The following is an 18,079-nucleotide window of genomic DNA, read 5'->3' on the forward strand; positions in this document are numbered from 1 at the left end:
TTCGCAGTAGGTTATGAAATTTTTAGCCAGATAATGCTTTAAGATTTGTTAAGTATTTTTAAGGGGACGGAGGGAAGGTCTCTGGTAAAATCTCCTCGGCTTTTTGTATGACGAATAAGAACAGGACATGAAATCAGATTCTCCGTCTTTTGAAGAACAACAGTTTACGCGCGCTCAGCACCGGATCAGTATTCGGCGGCTGCTCAATCGCGATAAAACGCCGCTGGCGATCCTGCTGGCTGCAGCCGTGGTGGGGACTCTCGCCGGTCTGGTTGGCGTGGCGTTTGAAAAAGCGGTCAATGCCGTACTCAACTGGCGAGTGGGCACCGTCGCGGGTTTTGCCGATAGCCGGTGGCTGGTCTGGGTCGGGGCATTTGGACTGTCGGCGCTGTTTGCCATGGTGGGGTATTTTCTGGTGCGTAAATTCGCCCCGGAGGCCGGCGGGTCTGGCATCCCGGAAATTGAAGGTGCACTGGAAGAGTTGCGCCCGGTGCGCTGGTGGCGCGTGATCCCGGTTAAATTCATCGGCGGTATGGGGACGTTGGGCGCGGGGATGGTGCTGGGCCGGGAAGGGCCAACGGTACAACTGGGGGGCAACGTCGGACGCATGGTGGGCGATCTGTTCCGGATGCGAAGCGCCGAAGCGCGCCATACGCTGCTCGCCACCGGTGCGGCTGCGGGTCTTTCAGCGGCGTTTAACGCACCGCTGGCGGGCATATTGTTCATCATCGAAGAGATGCGCGCGCAGTTCCGCTACAACCTGATCTCCATTAAAGCCGTGTTTACCGGCGTTATTATGTCGAGCATTGTTTTCCGCCTCTTCAATGGCGAAGGGGCGGTAATTGAGGTGGGTAAACTGACCAACGCGCCGGTCAACACCCTGTGGCTTTACCTAATCCTCGGCATGATTTTTGGCGTGGTGGGGCCGCTGTTTAACACCTGCATCTTACGTGCTCAGGATATGTTCCAGCGTATTCATGGCGGCAATACGACGAAATGGGTGCTGATGGGCGGCCTGCTGGGCGGGATGTGCGGCGTGCTCGGCTTTATTGAGCCGAATGCCGCAGGCGGCGGCTTCGGGCTCATCCCCATCGCCGCAGCGGGAAATTTCAGCGTCGGTCTGCTGCTGTTTATGTTTATCTCCCGGGTTATCACAACGGTTCTGTGCTTCTCCTCCGGTGCACCCGGCGGGATTTTCGCCCCGATGCTGGCGCTTGGTACGCTGCTGGGCACCGCGTTTGGTATGGCAGCTAAAGTGGGCTTCCCGGCGTATCATCTTGATGCTGGCACCTTCGCGGTGGCCGGTATGGGGGCACTGCTGGCAGCGTCTCTGCGTGCACCGTTGACCGGTATCGTGCTGGTGCTGGAGATGACAGATAATTACCAGCTCATTTTGCCAATGATCATTACCTGTCTCGGGGCGACACTATTAGCCCAATTCCTGGGCGGGAAACCGCTATACTCCACCATCCTCGCGCGTACCCTGGCAAAGCAAGAGGCGGAGCGGGCCGCCGCGCAGAATACTTGAATGAATTACCAGGGTATTAGATAATGACGAAAAGAATTGGGTGAATTTTACCCAATAGCAGTATTCATGGGAGCATAAGATGAGTGATGACGTAGCTGTGCCGCTGGAATTTACCGAAGCAGCAGCCAACAAAGTGAAAACCCTGATTGCCGACGAAGACAATCCGGATCTGAAACTGCGTGTCTATATTACCGGTGGCGGCTGCAGCGGCTTCCAGTACGGTTTTACCTTTGACGATCAGGTGAACGATGGTGATATGACCATCGAGAAGCAGGGCGTTGCGCTGGTGGTTGACCCGATGAGCCTGCAGTATCTGGTCGGCGGTTCAGTGGATTACACCGAAGGTCTGGAAGGGTCACGCTTTGTGGTGACTAACCCGAACGCAACCAGCACCTGCGGGTGTGGTTCTTCGTTCAGTATTTAAGCCTGAATGCGGATTTGTAGGCCCGGTAAGCGAAGCGCCACCGGGCCTATAAACGACGCCTATCTTGAATTTTCATCCAGCGCAAACGTCGGCAGCTTCAGGTGCCAGCGTATTGCCGCCAGACGAATCACCAGCGTCACGACCATCCCCAGCATCGCAGCATTTTCCAGCGGCACCGCAAAGGTGTAATACGCCGTGGCGTGCACAATCCCGCCAATAATACAGGCAGTAGCATAGATCTCGGTACGCAGGATCATCGGTACTTCACGCGCCAGAATGTCGCGAATAATGCCGCCGCCCACGCCGGTTAATACGCCCATGCAGATCGCGACCATCGGGCCGGTTCCGGCATTGAAGGCTTTATTGACGCCAATACCGACAAACACGGCCAGACCCACGGCATCCAGCACCGGGAGTATCCATTTCGGTAATCTGCGGGGCTGGCGAACCAGCACAATGGTTAACAGACAGGTCACCATGGCTACCACCAGATCGGTCGGATCTTTCACCCAAAACACCGGGCCATTCGCCAGCGCCATATCACGGATAGTCCCGCCGCCAACGGCAGTGACTACGCCAAGCACCAGCACGCCAAACGGATCCATGCGTAGTTTTCCGGCGAGCAGAACGCCGGAGATAGCAAAAACGGCTGTGCCAAGAATATCCAGCCAATAAACGAGCATCGTTAAATCCTCGAAAAGGTCTTCTGTTAGTGACTCTCTGCCAGTGCGGCACAGAGCTGTTTTGCGGCGAGGATAATACGCGGGCTGGCGCGTTCAAACCAGTCACTGTTGAGTGGGATCACCGGAATTTTTAGCTGGCTTTGCCAGAATTGTTTAATTTTAGGAATCTCGCTCGCATTTCCGACCACGACGATGGCCTGCGGCTGGCGCGCCAGAACCTGCTCACGGCTAACCTGCGGCCACGGTACCCGGCTGGCAGCAAAAATATTTTCACCGCCACACACTTCCAGGACCTGGTTCTGAATTGACCCTTTACCTGTGGTAAACAGCGGCTGACTGCCAAACTGCAGGAAGATGCGCTTTTTAACGGACGTATCGTATTGAGCTTTCAGCGCAGCATAGTCATTGAGCATCTGGCTCGCCGCGTGCCTGGCTTTTTCAGGCGCAGGGCTATAAGGGGCAAGGGCGCGCAGTGCCTGAGCGACTTGCTCAATACTTACGGCGTCAACCCACATGACCTTGATGCCAAGCGAGGTAAGCTGATTGACCTGCCGTTCGGCGTTACCGCCACGCCAGGCCAGCACGAGATCGGGTTTCAGCGCCACGATGCGCTCAAGGTTCATCCCTTGCCAGGTCGCAACGTGTTCAATGTTGGCCGCCTGGGGGGGGTAATCCGAAAAGCTACTCACGCCAACGGGGGTGATGCCAGCGGCAAAGGCCAGCTCGGTGTTAGCGGGAGAGAGCGTAATTACGCGAGGCGCGGCACAGAGCCACGCTGAAGCAAGCAGAAGCAGGGCGGCGAGCGCCCTGAGGGATGGTTTAGCCACGTGCCAGGTTCTGCACCAGGCGTTCCACCATCACGGTGGACTGTTTTGCCGCAACGGTCAGGAACTCGTCGAAGCTGATGTGAGACTGCTGGTCTGCGACGTCAGAGATGGCGCGAACCACCACGAACGGTACGCTGAAGTTGTGGCAAACGTGCGCAATCGCGGTCGCTTCCATCTCAACGGCAACCGCCTGCGGGAAGTTATGACGTATTTTTGCCAGACCGACGGAGCCATTGATGAACGCATCACCGCTGACAATCAGGCCGCGTACCGCGTTAAGATTGAGCTCAGCAATGCAGGTTTCAGCCGCCGCAATCAGTTTGTCGTCAGCTTTAAACCCTGCCGGGCAGCCCGGGAGTTGACCGTATTCGTAGCCAAACGCGGTGACGTCGGCATCGTGATAACGCGCTTCGTCGGAGACAACGATATCGCCCACTTTCAGCGTCGGCGCCAGGCCGCCAGCCGAACCGGTGTTCACGATCACGTCCGGCTTGCAGCGCTCAAGCAGCAGGGTCGCACCCAGCGCAGCAGCCACTTTACCGATGCCTGATTTCAGCAGAGCCACGTCAACACCGTTAAGCTGACCGGTGTAGATCTCACACCCCCCCAGAGAGAGGGTCTGACGGTTCTCAATTTTGTCACGCAGGAGCGTAACTTCTTCTTCCATTGCACCAATAATGCCGATTTTCATAGATTTACTCGCGATGTGCCTTGTTAAGATGCATAGTCTATCATGCGGTTAAGGGGAAACGCATTCTCACGCGGGGGAGCACATGTCACCAATCGATTTTCGTACCAAAATTAACTGGCACCGACGTTTCCGCTCGCCACAGGGCGAGAAGAGCGAACATGAGATCCTGCGTATCTTCGAAAGTGATCGAGGAAGGATTATTAACTCGCCCGCCATCCGGCGTTTGCAGCAAAAAACGCAGGTGTTTCCGCTGGAGCGTAATGCCGCTGTACGCACGCGCTTAACCCACTCAATGGAAGTGCAGCAGGTCGGGCGGTATATTGCCAAAGAGATTTTAAGCCGTCTCAAAGAGCTACGTTTACTGGAAACCTATGGTCTGGACGAGCTGACGGGGCCCTTCGAGAGCATCGTTGAGATGGCCTGCCTGATGCATGACATCGGCAATCCGCCTTTTGGTCACTTTGGCGAGGCGGCAATTAATGACTGGTTTAAACAACGCCTTCATCCGTCGGATGCGGCAAGCCAGCCGCTCAGCGATGACCGCTGCATCGTGCGGGATTTACGTCTGCGTGAAGGTGAAGAAGGGCTTAACGATCTGCGTCGCAAAGTGCGTCAGGATCTCTGTCACTTCGAGGGCAATGCCCAGGGTATCCGACTGGTACATTCTCTGATGCGCATGAACCTGACCTGGGCGCAGGTCGGCTGTATCCTGAAATATACGCGTCCTGCGTGGTGGACGGGAGAGACGCCCGCATCCCATAGCTATTTAATGAAGAAACCGGGCTACTACCTTTCCGAAGAGGCCTATATTGAACGGCTGCGTAAAGAACTTTCATTGACGCCAAACGGTCGCTTTCCATTAACCTGGATTATGGAAGCCGCGGATGATATTTCCTATTGCGTCGCTGACCTGGAAGACGCCGTTGAGAAAAGAATATTCAGCGTCGAGGAGCTTTACCAGCACCTTTATGCCGCCTGGGGAACCCACGAAAAAGGTTCACTGTTTGCTCAGGTTGTCGAAAATGCCTGGGAAAAGTCGCGCTCAAATACATTAAGCCGCAGCACGGAAGACCAGTTCTTTATGTATTTGCGCGTCAATACATTAAATAAACTGGTGCCCTACGCGGCCTCGCGCTTTATCGATAATCTGCCGCAGATTTTCAGCGGGGAATTCAATCACGCGCTGCTGGAAGATGACAGCAGTTTTAGTCAACTGCTTGAGCTCTATAAACATGTGGCGATGCGGCATGTGTTCAGCCATCCGGATGTCGAGCAGCTCGAACTGCAGGGCTACCGGGTAATCAGTGGGTTACTGGAAATTTATTCTCCGTTGCTTCAGCTGTCGGTCGACGAATTCAGTGAGCTGGTGGAAAAAGAACGCGTGCGACGAATTCCTATCGAATCCCGGCTTTATCAAAAACTTTCAACCCGTCATCGGCTGGCCTATGTCGAAGCGATAAGTAAGCTGGATCGTCACGCTACGCAGTGGCCGGTAATGGAATATTATTATCGCTGCCGTCTTATTCAGGACTATATCAGCGGCATGACGGATTTGTATGCCTGGGATGAATACCGCAAGCTAATGGCCGTGGAATAAACGCTGAGTTTTGTAAAGACGGCCAATAAATTTTTACCTTTTCCATAAACTTATGGCCGGAACTAAGCGGTATAAAATGAATCTGAGTTACACAGCAATTTTGCGTTACCTGTAAATCGAGATTGAGAAACATGAAAAAAACCACATTAGCAATGAGTGCACTGGCTCTGAGTTTAGGTTTAGCGCTGTCTCCTCTGACTGCTACCGCAGCCGAGACCGCGTCATCGGCAGCAACCGCGCAGCAGATGCCAAGCCTGGCACCGATGCTCGAAAAAGTGATGCCATCGGTGGTGAGTATTAACGTTGAGGGGAGTACGACCGTCAATACGCCGCGTATGCCGCGTAACTTCCAGCAGTTCTTTGGTGACAACTCACCGTTCTGCCAGGACGGTTCGCCATTCCAGAGTTCCCCGTTCTGTCAGGGCGGTGGTGCAGGGGATGACAGCCAGGGCGGCGGCCAGCAACAGAAATTCATGGCGCTTGGCTCGGGGGTCATTATCGATGCAGCGAAAGGCTACGTCGTGACCAACAACCACGTGGTTGATAATGCGAACAGCATTAAGGTTCAGCTGAGCGATGGCCGTAAGTTCGACGCAAAAGTGGTCGGCAAAGACCCGCGTTCCGATATTGCGCTGATCCAGATTCAGGATCCGAAAAACCTGACGGCGATTAAAATTGCCGACTCTGATGCGCTGCGCGTGGGCGACTACACCGTGGCTATCGGTAACCCGTTCGGTCTGGGCGAAACCGTGACCTCAGGTATCGTCTCTGCGCTGGGCCGTAGCGGCCTGAACGCAGAGAACTATGAAAACTTTATTCAGACGGATGCGGCCATCAACCGCGGTAACTCCGGCGGTGCGCTGGTGAACCTGAACGGCGAGCTGATCGGTATTAACACCGCGATCCTGGCGCCGGACGGCGGCAACATCGGGATCGGTTTTGCTATCCCGAGCAACATGGTGAAAAACCTGACCGCGCAGATGGTGCAGTACGGCCAGGTGAAACGCGGCGAGCTGGGCATTATGGGCACCGAGCTGAACTCTGAGCTGGCGAAAGCGATGAAAGTGGATGCCCAGCGCGGCGCGTTCGTCAGCCAGGTGATGCCGAACTCCTCTGCGGCGAAAGCAGGGATTAAAGCGGGTGACGTGATCACCTCCCTGAACGGTAAGCCGATCAGCAGCTTTGCAGCCCTGCGTGCGGAAGTCGGCTCTATGCCGATTGGCAGCAAAGTGACCCTCGGTCTGCTGCGTGACGGTAAGCCGGTTAACGTGAGCCTGGAGCTGCAGCAGAGCAGCCAGAATCAGGTTGATTCCAGCACCATCTTCAGCGGTATTGAAGGCGCTGAGATGAGCAATAAGGGCGCAGACAAAGGTGTGGTAGTGAATAACGTGAAGGCGAATTCACCTGCTGCCCGTATCGGCCTGAAAAAAGGGGATGTGATCATGGGCGCTAACCAGCAGCCGGTGAAAAACATCGCTGAACTGCGCAAAATTCTCGACAGCAAACCGTCCGTGCTGGCGTTGAATATTCAGCGTGGTGATACCTCTATCTACCTGCTGATGCAGTAATCCTCTTAAGCCCCTGTACGCAGGGGCTTTCTTGTTTCTGTGACTTTTCCCACAACTCCATACTTCTTCCGCTCTCTTTGTGCATTCGCACAATGCAGCCGTCACTGAACTTCCCTATGCTTGAGCTCTGCTCAGAGGAGGGTGACATGGCTGGCTGGCATCTTGATACCAAAATGGCGCAGGATATTGTGGCGCGCACGATGCGCATCATTGATACCAACATCAATGTAATGGATGCACGTGGGCGCATTATTGGTAGTGGCGATCGTGAGCGTATTGGTGAATTGCACGAAGGCGCGCTTTTGGTGCTCTCTCAGGGGCGTGTGGTTGATATCGACGATGCGGTTGCGAAACACCTGCACGGCGTGCGTCAGGGCATCAATTTACCGCTGCGCCTTGAAGGCGAGATTGTGGGGGTTATCGGCCTGACCGGCGAGCCGGAGTCCCTGCGTAAATATGGCGAGCTGGTCTGTATGACGGCGGAAATGATGCTGGAGCAGTCGCGCCTGATGCATCTGCTCGCCCAGGACAGCCGCCTGCGCGAAGAGCTGGTGATGAACCTTATCCAGGCGGAAGAGCTTACGCCTGCACTCAGCGAATGGGCGCAGCGCCTGGGGATCGACCTCAATCAGCCGCGCGTGGTGGCGGTGATCGAGGTCGATAGCGGTCAGCTTGGCGTAGACAGCGCGATGGCCGAACTGCAGCAGCTGCAAAATGCGCTGACGACACCGGAACGCGATAACCTGGTGGCGATAGTCTCGCTGACGGAAATGGTGGTGCTCAAACCCGCGCTCAATCCGTTTGGCCGCTGGGATGCCGAAGATCATCGTCGTCGCGTGGAACTGCTGATTTCCCGGATGCAGGAGAACGGTCAACTGCGTTTTCGCGTTGCGCTCGGCAATTACTTTTCCGGGCCGGGCAGTATTGCCCGCTCCTGGCGCACCGCGCGCACCACCATGATGGTGGGTAAGCAGCGGATGCCGGAGAGCCGCAGTTATTTCTATCAGGACCTGATGCTGCCGGTGCTGCTCGACAGCCTGCGTGGCGGCTGGCAGGCCAACGAGCTGGCGCGGCCATTAGCGCGCCTGAAAGCGATGGACAACAACGGCCTGCTGCGCCGGACGCTGCAGGCGTGGTTCCGCCATAACGTGCAGCCGCTGGCGACGTCGAAGGCGTTGTTTATTCATCGCAATACGCTGGAGTACCGGCTTAACCGGATTTCGGAGCTAACGGGGCTGGATCTGGGGAATTTTGACGACAGGCTGCTGCTGTATGTGGCGTTGCAGCTGGATGAGCAGAGATGACTGAGTGCGGGCTGGTGCCCTCACCCCATCCCTCTCCCACGGGGAGAGGGCGCAAACATTAAAAACGGCAATCAGGGACTGCCGTTTTGCTTTTATTTCCGAGTTAACTTCTCAAGATCCGCTTCAATCTCGCTGATCTTATTGGTAACAACGCTTTCAAGGTGACGCAGATCGTCAAGGATCTTACGCTTGAGATCGACTTCAGTGCGGTCGCGCTGACAAATCTGATCGAGTTCATCGATCACATAGCGCAGGTTAGGGCTGATTTCCTGAACTTCTTTGTACCCCTGGCCTACGCCGTCCGCGACGACGGTCTTACGCTGGCGTGGATATTTAAACTTCACGCTTTTGGCGAAAAACTCGCCTTTATCCTTGTGAAAATAAATTTTTAAGATGTCGTTGTTGGCTTCCTGGCGGAGGCTGTAACGATCAATTTCATCAGGATTGGTAATGCCCAGACTTTTCAGATTATCGTACATAGCGGTACCCTTATCTCAACATAACCTTTGAATAATTAATGAAAAAATTCCTTTTTGCCACCCTCGGGTTCAAAAAAAGCGGGGTCGATCCTGATTACCTTTCACTGACATTACCGAGCAGGGAAAATAAATGCTCCCACTCGTTTATTGTTGTTTTTAACGACCACGTCAAGCGGAAATCAACGTAATAAGGTAATCATTTCTCTCAACGTTAATGCAGCATCGTGAGAGTCGTGAGAAAAGGCGAGCGAGACGGTATTCAAAGCCGGGGAATTCAGGCAAAGTTATCGCACGAAAGCGTAGGCTGCGGGGATAATGACATGTCAGGACGCATTGATTATCAAATTGAAAAATATAGCTTTGGTGCCGTAGAGGAGAACCAAAGACTCACGCATCAGTGGGCAGAAGTCGCCGCCGAATGCCGCCAGCTTCAGGCGGGGGCGGAGGAGCGTTTACGCATTGCCTTGCTCAACGTGGATTATGTCACCAGCTTCGAATTGCCATTTCGGCTGATACTGACCCGCGCCCCGCAGCTCATCGCCGTGCTGCGCGATGAGTTTCAGCTAAACCAGAAGAACGTCATCTTCAACGGCAAGCGCTTTGGCTGCGTTTACAGCCTGAAGGGCGATCTGGATGCGATCCCCGACGCTTTTCAATACCGCATGACCACCCGCATTCGACGGGTCGATCCCACCGGGCTTACGGCGGAGCCATTCCGGCAGATAGCCAGAGAGGTCAAAGCGCCGCGTGAGCGACTGAAGCTGGCGCTGGAATCGGGTCTGGCTGTGACTGCGCTTGACGGGCTTTTCTGGTTGGGGAGCCAGCGTATGGCGGCGGATATTGCAGGGTTGAGAAGAAAGGGAATGGCAATCGTGACTGCGGAAACGGACGTCTTTGATGATTACACCGGGACGCACAGGCGGGTCCCGGTGTATCAACGGGTCAGCGATTAGTCGATGGTGCGCAGCAGTTCGTTGATACCGACTTTACCGCGGGTTTTCGCATCCACTTTCTTCACGATAACGGCACAGTACAGGCTGTATTTGCCATCTTTCGACGGCAGGTTACCGGAAACGACCACTGAGCCCGCCGGAACGTGGCCGTAGTGAACTTCGCCGGTTTCGCGATCGTAAATACGGGTGCTCTGGCCGATGTAAACGCCCATGGAGATCACGGAACCCTCTTCCACGATCACACCTTCAACCACTTCTGAACGCGCGCCGATGAAGCAGTTGTCTTCGATGATGGTTGGGTTAGCCTGCAGTGGCTCCAGAACACCACCGATGCCCACGCCGCCGGACAGGTGAACGTTTTTACCGATTTGGGCACAGGAACCGACGGTAGCCCAGGTATCCACCATCGTACCTTCGTCAACGTAGGCACCGATGTTCACGTAGGATGGCATCAGCACGGTGTTGCGTGCGATGAACGCGCCCTGACGCACTGCCGCAGGCGGCACCACGCGGAAGCCTTCTTTCTGAAAACGCGCTTCGTCGTAATCCGCGAATTTCATTGGGACTTTATCGAAGTAGCGGCTTTCTGCTCCGTCGATAACCTGGTTATCGTTGATACGGAAAGAGAGCAGCACCGCTTTCTTCAGCCATTGATGAGTAACCCACTGACCGTCGATTTTTTCTGCCACGCGCAGCGCGCCGGAATCCAGCAGGGAAATCACCTGGTTTACCGCTTCACGGGTCACGGTATCCACATTTGCCGGGGTAATCTCGGCGCGACGCTCAAAAGCGGACTCAATAACGTTCTGTAACTGCTGCATTGTTTACTCTTTCCATTTCACTAAAAAACACGTCACCCTTTATCGTTTGGATTGAGGGCTGCTGTCAACCGTTGTTGCACTTCAAGTTGCAGGTCATTATTAAGGGCACGCCGGTCGGCGGTGGCGATTATAAATAAATCTTCTACTCGCTCGCCAATGGTTGTAATTCGGGCGCCATGAAGCGAAATTCCCAGATCGGCAAAAACCTGGCCGACGCGGGCGAGCAGCCCTGGCTGGTCGAGCGCGATCAGCTCCAGGAACGATTTACGGTCGGTGTGGGTCGGCAGGAAATTGACCTCGGTATCGACGGTAAAGTGGCGCAATTTCGCCGGCTGGCGACGCGGCTGCGGTGGCTGCCAGCTGCGCTGAGTGATCGCCTGTTCCAGACCGAAGCGTATCCCTTCATGTCTGTCCGACGAGAGCGGACTGCCGTCCGGCTCCAGCACGATAAAGGTATCCATCGCCATGCCGTCGCGGGTGGTAAAAATCTGCGCGTCGTGAACGCTCAGGTTACGCCTGTCCAGCTCGGCGCAGACCGCAGCAAACAGATAAGGCCGATCCGGGCTCCAGATGAAGATCTCCGTCCCGCCGCGCGTCGCCTGTGGGCTAAGCAGGATCATCGGCTGCGACAGATCGTGCTTCAGCAGATGTCGCGCGTGCCAGGCAAGCTGGTTTGGGCTGTGGCGGACAAAATAGTTGGCACGGCAGCGGGCCCAAATCTGATGCAGTGCTTCTTCATCAATGTTATCCATCCGCAGCAGCGCCAGGGCCTGCAGCTGATGATGTCGCACGCGCTCGCGCATGTCCGGGGTGTTTTGCATTCCGCGACGCAGCTGTTTTTCGGTGGCGAAATAGAGCTCGCGCAGCAGGCTTTGCTTCCAGCTGTTCCACAGGGTTTCATTGGTGGCACAAATATCCGCGACCGTCAGGCACACCAGATAGCGCAGACGGTTCTCCGTCTGGACCTCTTCGGCGAATTGCTTAATTACCTCTGGATCCTGAATATCACGACGCTGGGCAGTGACTGACATCAGCAGGTGATGGCGTACCAGCCAGGCGACCAGCTGCGTTTCGCGCGAGTTGAGCCCATGCAGCTCGGCAAATTTCAGCACGTCCTGCGCACCCAGCACCGAGTGGTCTCCACCGCGGCCTTTGGCGATGTCGTGGAACAGGGCGGCAATCAGGATCAGTTCCGGATGGGTGAGGCGCGGCCACAGCTCCACGCAAAGCGGGTGGCGGGATCGCGTCTCTTCTTTCGCAAAGCTTTCCAGCTTGAGCATGACGCGGATCGTGTGCTCATCCACCGTGTAGGCGTGGAAGAGATCGAACTGCATCTGTCCGACGATGTGCGACCACTGCGGCATATAGGCCCACAGCACGCTATGACGGTGCATTGGCAGCAGACCACGGCTGACGGCGCCAGGATGACGGAGCATACTCAAAAACAGCGAGCGCGCTTCCGGGATATAGCACAGCGGCTGCGTCAGATGACGGCGCGCATGGCGCAGATGGCGCAGGGTAGTGGAGTAGATCCCGGTAATCGTGCTGTTGCGCACCATGGTGTAGAACATTCGCAGGATCGCTTCCGGCTCGCGGATAAACAGCGTTTCGTCCCGCAGGTCGATAAGCGTGCCGCGCAGCTGGAATTCGTCATCAATTGGGCGCGGCTTTTCGTCCGCCGTCAGGGCCAGAATGGCCTCGTCGAACAACTGCAACAGCATCTGGTTCAGCTCGGTCACCCGGCGGGTGACGCGGAAGAAATCCTTCATCATCTGCTCAACCGGTTCGTTACCTTCGCCCTGATAATTCAATCGCTGCGCCACGCTGAGCTGGCGGTCAAACAGCAGGCGGTTATCGTAGCGGGTCACTTCCAGATGCAGGGCAAAACGGATGCGCCACAGCAGATGCAGGCACTCGTTCAGTTCGTTACGTTCGGCCTCGGTTAAAAAGCCAAAGCCGACCATCTCGTCCATTGAGGTGGCGCCAAAATGGCGGCGGGCCACCCACTGTAGCGTGTGGATGTCGCGCAGGCCGCCGGGGCTGCTTTTAATATCGGGTTCAAGATTGTAACTGGTGCCGTGGTAGCGCTGATGGCGCTGATTTTGCTCCTCGACCTTCGCGGCGAAGAATTTTTCTGACGGCCAAAAGCCGTCGCTGAAGATGTGCTTTTGCAGCTCCAGGAACAGCGCCACGTCACCGATCAGCAGACGGGTTTCAATCAGGTTGGTGGCGACGGTCAGGTCAGATAAGCCCTCCAGCAAGCACTCTTCCAGGGTTCTCACGCTGTGTCCCACTTCCAGCTTAACGTCCCAGAGTAGGGTCAGCAGCTCGCCAATCTTCTGCGCCTGTTCGTCCGGTAGCTTTTTACGGCTTAAGATCAGGAGATCGATATCGGAAAGTGGATGAAGTTCACCGCGGCCATAGCCCCCGACGGCAACCAGCGCGATGTCACTCACCTGCCCGAAACCGTAGTCGATCCACAGACGTTGCAGGAGCTGGTCGATAAATTCGGTGCGCGCTTCAATAAGTTGCTCGGCTGAGACCCCTGCGTCGAACGCGCTGCCCAGCCAGCGATGGAAAACATCCATATGGGCTTTGATATGCGCGCAGGTCAGCTCGTGCGACGGCCAGACGCCCGGGTTATCGGGCTGGTCGGGAAGGGTGGGAAGTGCTGTGTTAGCATACTGTTCGGGTAAGAGATTACTCATCGTGCGCCACCCATAAGAAAAAGCTATCGCCATTAAAAAAGCCGGCATTTGCCGGCTTCTTATCACTCAATGTTCGTCAGTATCGCCGGGATGGTGTCATCCTTGCGCAACGTCATAATTTCGCAGCCGTTGTCTGTTACCACAATAGTATGCTCGTACTGAGCAGACAAGCTTCTGTCTTTGGTTTTCACCGTCCAGCCATCTTTCATGGTGCGGATGCGGTAGTCACCGGCGTTGACCATCGGCTCGATGGTGAAGGTCATGCCCTTTTGCAGCACCACGCCGCCGTCATCGGCATCATAGTGCAGAACCTGGGGTTCTTCATGGAAAACGCGGCCAATACCGTGACCGCAGTATTCGCGCACGACGGAGAACCCTTCCGCTTCTACAAACTTCTGGATGGCAGCACCAATGGTACGCAGGCGAATACCCGGCTTAACCATTTTCAGCGCCAGGTACAGGCTCTCTTGTGTCACTTTGCACAGACGCTCGCCCAGAATCGTTGGCTTGCCGACAATGAACATCTTAGAGGTGTCACCGTGGTACTCGTCTTTAATGACGGTCACGTCGATGTTGACGATGTCGCCATCTTTCAGCAGTTTTTCGTCGTCCGGGATACCGTGACAAACCACTTCATTAATAGAAATGCAGACGGATTTCGGGAAACCGTGGTAGCCGAGGCAGGCGGAAACCGCGTGCTGTTCGTTCACGATATAGTCGTTACAGATGCGGTCCAGTTCACCGGTGCTGACGCCCGGCTTCACGAACGGTTCGATCATTTCCAGCACTTCCGCGGCCAGACGACCGGCGACGCGCATCTTTTCAATTTCTTCAGGTGTCTTAATAGAGATAGCCATGTAATCTGTCCATCGGTGTCGATTTTTTCGACAATACTAGTCTAAGTGTCGTCAATGGTATCAGTCAGGCACGCTCCGTGCCAAATTGAGAATCATTAACAGCACACTCCGCCAACAACTGTTGGTTTCTGGTCGTGTTTTGTGGTATAAAGCGCGCCGGACTTCCGATCCATCTCAGATACACAGGCTGGACGGGAGCGACAAATCTCACTTTGTGTAACAACACACACGTATCGGCACATATTCCGGGGTGCCCTTCGGGGTCGGTAATATGGGATACGTGGAGGCATAACCCCAACTTTCAATATAGAGGTTTTAAACATGGCAACTGTTTCCATGCGCGACATGCTCAAGGCTGGTGTTCACTTTGGTCACCAGACCCGTTACTGGAACCCGAAAATGAAGCCTTTCATCTTCGGCGCGCGTAACAAAGTTCACATCATCAACCTTGAGAAAACTGTACCAATGTTCAACGAAGCCCTGGCTGAGCTGAACAAGATCTCTTCCCGTAAAGGTAAGATTCTGTTCGTTGGTACTAAGCGCGCTGCAAGCGAAGCTGTGAAAGATGCTGCTAACAGCTGCGACCAGTTCTTCGTGAACCATCGCTGGTTGGGCGGCATGCTGACCAACTGGAAAACTGTTCGTCAGTCCATCAAGCGCCTGAAAGATCTGGAAACCCAGTCTCAGGACGGTACTTTCGACAAGCTGACTAAGAAAGAAGCGCTGATGCGCACTCGTGAACTGGACAAGCTGGAAAACAGCCTGGGCGGTATCAAAGATATGGGCGGCCTGCCAGACGCGCTGTTCGTAATCGATGCAGACCACGAGCACATCGCTATCAAAGAAGCTAACAACCTGGGTATCCCGGTATTCGCTATCGTTGATACCAACTCCGATCCGGACGGTGTTGACTTCGTTATCCCGGGTAACGACGACGCAATCCGTGCTGTTAGCCTGTACCTGAGCGCTGTAGCTGCTACCGTTCGTGAAGGCCGTTCCCAGGATTTGGCTTCTCAGGCGGAAGAAAGCTTCGTAGAAGCTGAATAATAAGGTTTTACCCCTTATTAGTACCGTGTATGAATAGGGGCCCATTACCGGCCCCTTTTTTCAATTTACACTGTTTGGCCCCCGGCCGGGCAGTTCACATCTCCCGAGGATTTAAGAATGGCTGAAATTACCGCATCCCTGGTAAAAGAGCTGCGCGAGCGTACTGGCGCAGGCATGATGGATTGCAAAAAAGCGCTGACTGAAGCGAACGGCGACATCGAGCTGGCAATCGAAAACATGCGTAAATCCGGTGCGATCAAAGCAGCTAAAAAAGCAGGCAACGTTGCTGCTGACGGCGTGATCATCACCAAAATCGACGGCAACTACGGCATCATTCTGGAAGTTAACTGCCAGACTGACTTCGTTGCTAAAGATGGCGGTTTCCAGGCATTTGCGAACAAAGTTCTGGACGCAGCGGTTGCTGGCAAAATCACTGACGTTGAAGTTCTGAAAGCACAGTTCGAAGAAGAACGTGTTGCGCTGGTTGCTAAAATCGGTGAGAACATCAACATCCGTCGCGTTTCTTCTCTGGAAGGCGACGTTCTGGGCTCTTACCAGCACGGTGCACGTATCGGTGTTCTGGTTGCGGCTAAAGGCGCTGACGAAGAGCTGGTTAAACAGCTGGCTATGCACATCGCTGCAAGCAAACCAGAATTCGTTAAGCCAGAAGACGTGTCTGCTGAAGTGGTAGAAAAAGAGTACCAGGTTCAGCTGGACATCGCGATGCAGTCTGGTAAGCCAAAAGAAATCGCAGAGAAAATGGTTGAAGGCCGTATGAAGAAATTCACCGGCGAAGTTTCTCTGACTGGCCAGCCTTTCGTTATGGATCCAAGCAAGTCTGTTGCTCAGCTGCTGAAAGAGCACAACGCTGACGTAACTGGCTTCATCCGCTTCGAAGTGGGCGAAGGCATCGAGAAAGTTGAGACTGACTTCGCAGCAGAAGTTGCTGCAATGTCCAAGCAGTCTTAATGATTGAAAAGGAGCCGCCTGAGGGCGGCTTCTTTTTGTCACCCGTCATATGAAATCAGACAGGCTCCAGTATCGCTGTGCTGATTTGCGGCATATCATGTCGCCAGAATTAACTCCCATCTTAATCGTTGACAGTCTCAGGAAAGAAACATGGCTACCAATGCAAAACCCGTGTACAAACGCATTCTGCTTAAGCTGAGTGGCGAAGCGCTGCAGGGATCGGAAGGCTTCGGTATTGACGCAAGCATCCTTGATCGCATGGCACAGGAAATCAAAGAACTGGTCGAACTGGGTATCCAGGTTGGCGTGGTCATTGGCGGTGGCAACCTTTTCCGTGGTGCTGGTCTGGCGAAAGCGGGGATGAACCGCGTTGTGGGCGACCACATGGGTATGCTGGCAACCGTCATGAATGGCCTGGCGATGCGTGATGCGCTCCACCGCGCCTATGTGAATGCCCGCCTGATGTCCGCGATTCCACTGAATGGCGTATGCGATAATTACAGCTGGGCAGAGGCGATCAGCCTGCTGCGCAACAACCGCGTGGTGATTCTCTCCGCCGGTACGGGTAACCCGTTCTTTACGACCGATTCCGCTGCCTGCCTGCGCGGTATTGAGATCGAAGCCGATGTGGTACTGAAAGCGACCAAAGTAGACGGCGTGTTTACTGCCGACCCGGCAAAAGATCCTTCCGCCACCATGTACGATCAGCTGAGCTACGGCGAAGTGCTGGAAAAAGAGCTGAAAGTGATGGATCTTGCCGCCTTCACGCTGGCTCGCGACCACAAACTGCCGATCCGTGTCTTCAACATGAATAAGCCTGGCGCACTGCGTCGCGTGGTCATGGGCGAAAAAGAAGGCACTTTGATCACGGAATAATTTCCGTCGGCGATAAATACAGGTAAGATTCCGCTTTATTTTGTAGTGGTATCTTACCCGGGCGCGCCATTGGCGTTGTCATGAATTAAACGCGACTATACTTAGCACACCTGTAGCGCTGTGCTGGCGGATAGTCTGCCTGAGACAAGTTTTCAAGGATTCGTAACGTGATTAACGACATCAGAAAAGATGCTGAAGTACGCATGGAAAAATGCGTAGAAGCGTTCAAAACCCAAATCAGCAAAATCCGTACTGGCCGTGCTTCCCCAAGCCTGCTGGATGGCATCATCGTAGAATACTACGGTACGCCAACCCCTCTGCGTCAGCTGGCGAGCGTGACGGTAGAAGATACCCGTACGCTGAAAATCAACGTGTTCGATCGCTCTATGAGCCCGGCGGTTGAGAAAGCGATCATGGCCTCTGACCTCGGTCTGAACCCAAGCTCTGCCGGTTCTGATATCCGCGTTCCACTGCCTCCACTGACGGAAGAGCGTCGTAAAGATCTGATCAAAGTGGTGCGTGGCGAAGCTGAGCAGGGTCGCGTATCCGTGCGTAACGTTCGCCGCGACGCGAACGATAAAGTGAAAGCGCTGCTGAAAGAAAAAGAGATCAGTGAAGATGACGATCGTCGTTCTCAGGACGACATTCAGAAAATGACCGACGCAGCGATCAAGAAAATTGATGCGGCGCTGGCAGATAAAGAAGCGGAACTGATGCAGTTCTGATTTCTGTCGTACACTGATAAAC

At 54.6% G+C, this 18,079-nt stretch carries 17 protein-coding genes; 10 read left to right on the forward strand and 7 right to left on the reverse strand.

What is annotated here, in order from left to right; translation table 11 throughout:
• The first annotated feature begins 127 nt into the window (after window positions 1-127).
• The gene (clcA, locus tag ABFI50_RS13135) at window positions 128-1,528 is read left to right on the forward strand and encodes a H(+)/Cl(-) exchange transporter ClcA (protein WP_180253632.1); all 1,401 of its coding nucleotides are present in this window, start codon (window positions 128-130) and stop codon (window positions 1,526-1,528) included.
• A gap of 79 nt (window positions 1,529-1,607) precedes the next feature.
• Window positions 1,608-1,952 (forward strand): iron-sulfur cluster insertion protein ErpA, encoded by a 345-nt coding sequence (erpA, locus tag ABFI50_RS13140; protein WP_008501923.1) that lies wholly within the window; start codon window positions 1,608-1,610, stop codon window positions 1,950-1,952.
• A 59-nt stretch (window positions 1,953-2,011) separates the two neighbouring features.
• On the opposite strand, the gene ABFI50_RS13145 is transcribed toward erpA, so the two are convergent.
• From ABFI50_RS13145 to mtnN, 3 genes are read right to left on the reverse strand one after another with little or no spacing between them, the layout of a single operon-like run.
• A complete protein-coding gene (locus tag ABFI50_RS13145) occupies window positions 2,012-2,635 on the reverse strand; it encodes a TRIC cation channel family protein (RefSeq protein WP_014882618.1) in 624 nt (207 codons plus the stop codon).
• 26 nt (window positions 2,636-2,661) lie between these two features.
• Window positions 2,662-3,462, reverse strand: coding sequence for a vitamin B12 ABC transporter substrate-binding protein BtuF (gene btuF, locus ABFI50_RS13150; RefSeq protein WP_032637474.1), 801 nt, complete (start codon window positions 3,460-3,462; stop codon window positions 2,662-2,664).
• The gene (gene mtnN / locus ABFI50_RS13155; RefSeq protein WP_014882620.1) at window positions 3,455-4,153 is read right to left on the reverse strand and encodes a 5'-methylthioadenosine/S-adenosylhomocysteine nucleosidase; all 699 of its coding nucleotides are present in this window, start codon (window positions 4,151-4,153) and stop codon (window positions 3,455-3,457) included. The genes btuF and mtnN overlap by 8 nt, the downstream gene beginning before the upstream one ends.
• Before the next feature lie 82 nt (window positions 4,154-4,235).
• Here mtnN and dgt point away from each other — a divergent pair, with 82 nt between their 5' ends.
• The 3 genes from dgt (at window position 4,236) to cdaR (ending at window position 8,622) form a co-directional block, all read left to right on the forward strand.
• The gene (gene dgt, locus ABFI50_RS13160) at window positions 4,236-5,750 is read left to right on the forward strand and encodes a dGTPase (RefSeq protein WP_050861693.1); all 1,515 of its coding nucleotides are present in this window, start codon (window positions 4,236-4,238) and stop codon (window positions 5,748-5,750) included.
• A 131-nt stretch (window positions 5,751-5,881) separates the two neighbouring features.
• Window positions 5,882-7,318, forward strand: coding sequence for a serine endoprotease DegP (degP, locus tag ABFI50_RS13165; protein ID WP_116342607.1), 1,437 nt, complete (start codon window positions 5,882-5,884; stop codon window positions 7,316-7,318).
• 146 nt (window positions 7,319-7,464) lie between these two features.
• Entirely contained in the window at window positions 7,465-8,622 is a 1,158-nt protein-coding gene (cdaR, locus tag ABFI50_RS13170; protein ID WP_014882623.1) for a DNA-binding transcriptional regulator CdaR, read from the forward strand.
• 92 nt (window positions 8,623-8,714) lie between these two features.
• Here cdaR and ABFI50_RS13175 read toward each other — a convergent pair whose 3' ends face one another.
• Window positions 8,715-9,101, reverse strand: coding sequence for a DUF3461 family protein (locus tag ABFI50_RS13175; RefSeq protein WP_014168696.1), 387 nt, complete (start codon window positions 9,099-9,101; stop codon window positions 8,715-8,717).
• A gap of 320 nt (window positions 9,102-9,421) precedes the next feature.
• Here ABFI50_RS13175 and ABFI50_RS13180 point away from each other — a divergent pair, with 320 nt between their 5' ends.
• Window positions 9,422-10,054 (forward strand): DNA-binding protein, encoded by a 633-nt coding sequence (locus ABFI50_RS13180; RefSeq protein ID WP_088126465.1) that lies wholly within the window; start codon window positions 9,422-9,424, stop codon window positions 10,052-10,054.
• Here the strand turns inward: ABFI50_RS13180 and dapD are convergent.
• The 3 genes from dapD to map all read right to left on the reverse strand — a co-directional run bounded on the left by dapD (window position 10,051) and on the right by map (window position 14,440).
• Window positions 10,051-10,875, reverse strand: a complete 825-nt coding sequence (gene dapD / locus ABFI50_RS13185; protein ID WP_347484231.1) for a 2,3,4,5-tetrahydropyridine-2,6-dicarboxylate N-succinyltransferase — start codon at window positions 10,873-10,875, stop codon at window positions 10,051-10,053. The two genes, ABFI50_RS13180 and dapD, sit on opposite strands and share 4 nt — an antisense overlap.
• A gap of 32 nt (window positions 10,876-10,907) precedes the next feature.
• Window positions 10,908-13,583: a bifunctional uridylyltransferase/uridylyl-removing protein GlnD gene (gene glnD, locus ABFI50_RS13190; RefSeq protein WP_014882625.1), complete on the reverse strand. Its 2,676-nt coding sequence runs from the start codon at window positions 13,581-13,583 to the stop codon at window positions 10,908-10,910.
• A gap of 62 nt (window positions 13,584-13,645) precedes the next feature.
• On the reverse strand, window positions 13,646-14,440 hold the full coding sequence (gene map, locus ABFI50_RS13195) for a type I methionyl aminopeptidase (protein WP_014882626.1): 795 nt from the start codon (window positions 14,438-14,440) through the stop codon (window positions 13,646-13,648).
• A gap of 321 nt (window positions 14,441-14,761) precedes the next feature.
• Here map and rpsB point away from each other — a divergent pair, with 321 nt between their 5' ends.
• From rpsB to frr, 4 genes are all read left to right on the forward strand, one after another.
• Window positions 14,762-15,487, forward strand: a complete 726-nt coding sequence (gene rpsB / locus ABFI50_RS13200) for a 30S ribosomal protein S2 (RefSeq protein ID WP_003856207.1) — start codon at window positions 14,762-14,764, stop codon at window positions 15,485-15,487.
• A gap of 117 nt (window positions 15,488-15,604) precedes the next feature.
• On the forward strand, window positions 15,605-16,456 hold the full coding sequence (tsf, locus tag ABFI50_RS13205; RefSeq protein WP_014882627.1) for a translation elongation factor Ts: 852 nt from the start codon (window positions 15,605-15,607) through the stop codon (window positions 16,454-16,456).
• Between the two features lie 150 nt (window positions 16,457-16,606).
• On the forward strand, window positions 16,607-17,332 hold the full coding sequence (gene pyrH / locus ABFI50_RS13210; RefSeq protein ID WP_023332129.1) for a UMP kinase: 726 nt from the start codon (window positions 16,607-16,609) through the stop codon (window positions 17,330-17,332).
• A gap of 167 nt (window positions 17,333-17,499) precedes the next feature.
• On the forward strand, window positions 17,500-18,057 hold the full coding sequence (gene frr, locus ABFI50_RS13215) for a ribosome recycling factor (RefSeq protein ID WP_014882629.1): 558 nt from the start codon (window positions 17,500-17,502) through the stop codon (window positions 18,055-18,057).
• Window positions 18,058-18,079: the final 22 nt, after the last annotated feature.

This window comes from Enterobacter sp. HNDS-6 (assembly GCF_039850505.1).
Lineage (GTDB): Bacteria > Pseudomonadota > Gammaproteobacteria > Enterobacterales > Enterobacteriaceae > Enterobacter > Enterobacter kobei.

Bases quoted from the DNA above. Each gene is read 5' to 3' on its own strand.
- dapD (WP_347484231.1), bottom strand. From the start codon at position 10,875: ATGCAGCAGTTACAGAACGTTATTGAGTCCGCTTTTGAGCGTCGCGCC.
- rpsB (WP_003856207.1), top strand. From the start codon at position 14,762: ATGGCAACTGTTTCCATGCGCGACATGCTCAAGGCTGGTGTTCACTTT.
- ABFI50_RS13145 (WP_014882618.1), bottom strand. From the start codon at position 2,635: ATGCTCGTTTATTGGCTGGATATTCTTGGCACAGCCGTTTTTGCTATC.
- glnD (WP_014882625.1), bottom strand. From the start codon at position 13,583: ATGAGTAATCTCTTACCCGAACAGTATGCTAACACAGCACTTCCCACC.
- ABFI50_RS13180 (WP_088126465.1), top strand. From the start codon at position 9,422: ATGTCAGGACGCATTGATTATCAAATTGAAAAATATAGCTTTGGTGCC.
- dgt (WP_050861693.1), top strand. From the start codon at position 4,236: ATGTCACCAATCGATTTTCGTACCAAAATTAACTGGCACCGACGTTTC.
- tsf (WP_014882627.1), top strand. From the start codon at position 15,605: ATGGCTGAAATTACCGCATCCCTGGTAAAAGAGCTGCGCGAGCGTACT.
- ABFI50_RS13175 (WP_014168696.1), bottom strand. From the start codon at position 9,101: ATGTACGATAATCTGAAAAGTCTGGGCATTACCAATCCTGATGAAATT.
- cdaR (WP_014882623.1), top strand. From the start codon at position 7,465: ATGGCTGGCTGGCATCTTGATACCAAAATGGCGCAGGATATTGTGGCG.
- clcA (WP_180253632.1), top strand. From the start codon at position 128: ATGAAATCAGATTCTCCGTCTTTTGAAGAACAACAGTTTACGCGCGCT.
- mtnN (WP_014882620.1), bottom strand. From the start codon at position 4,153: ATGAAAATCGGCATTATTGGTGCAATGGAAGAAGAAGTTACGCTCCTG.
- erpA (WP_008501923.1), top strand. From the start codon at position 1,608: ATGAGTGATGACGTAGCTGTGCCGCTGGAATTTACCGAAGCAGCAGCC.
- pyrH (WP_023332129.1), top strand. From the start codon at position 16,607: ATGGCTACCAATGCAAAACCCGTGTACAAACGCATTCTGCTTAAGCTG.
- map (WP_014882626.1), bottom strand. From the start codon at position 14,440: ATGGCTATCTCTATTAAGACACCTGAAGAAATTGAAAAGATGCGCGTC.
- degP (WP_116342607.1), top strand. From the start codon at position 5,882: ATGAAAAAAACCACATTAGCAATGAGTGCACTGGCTCTGAGTTTAGGT.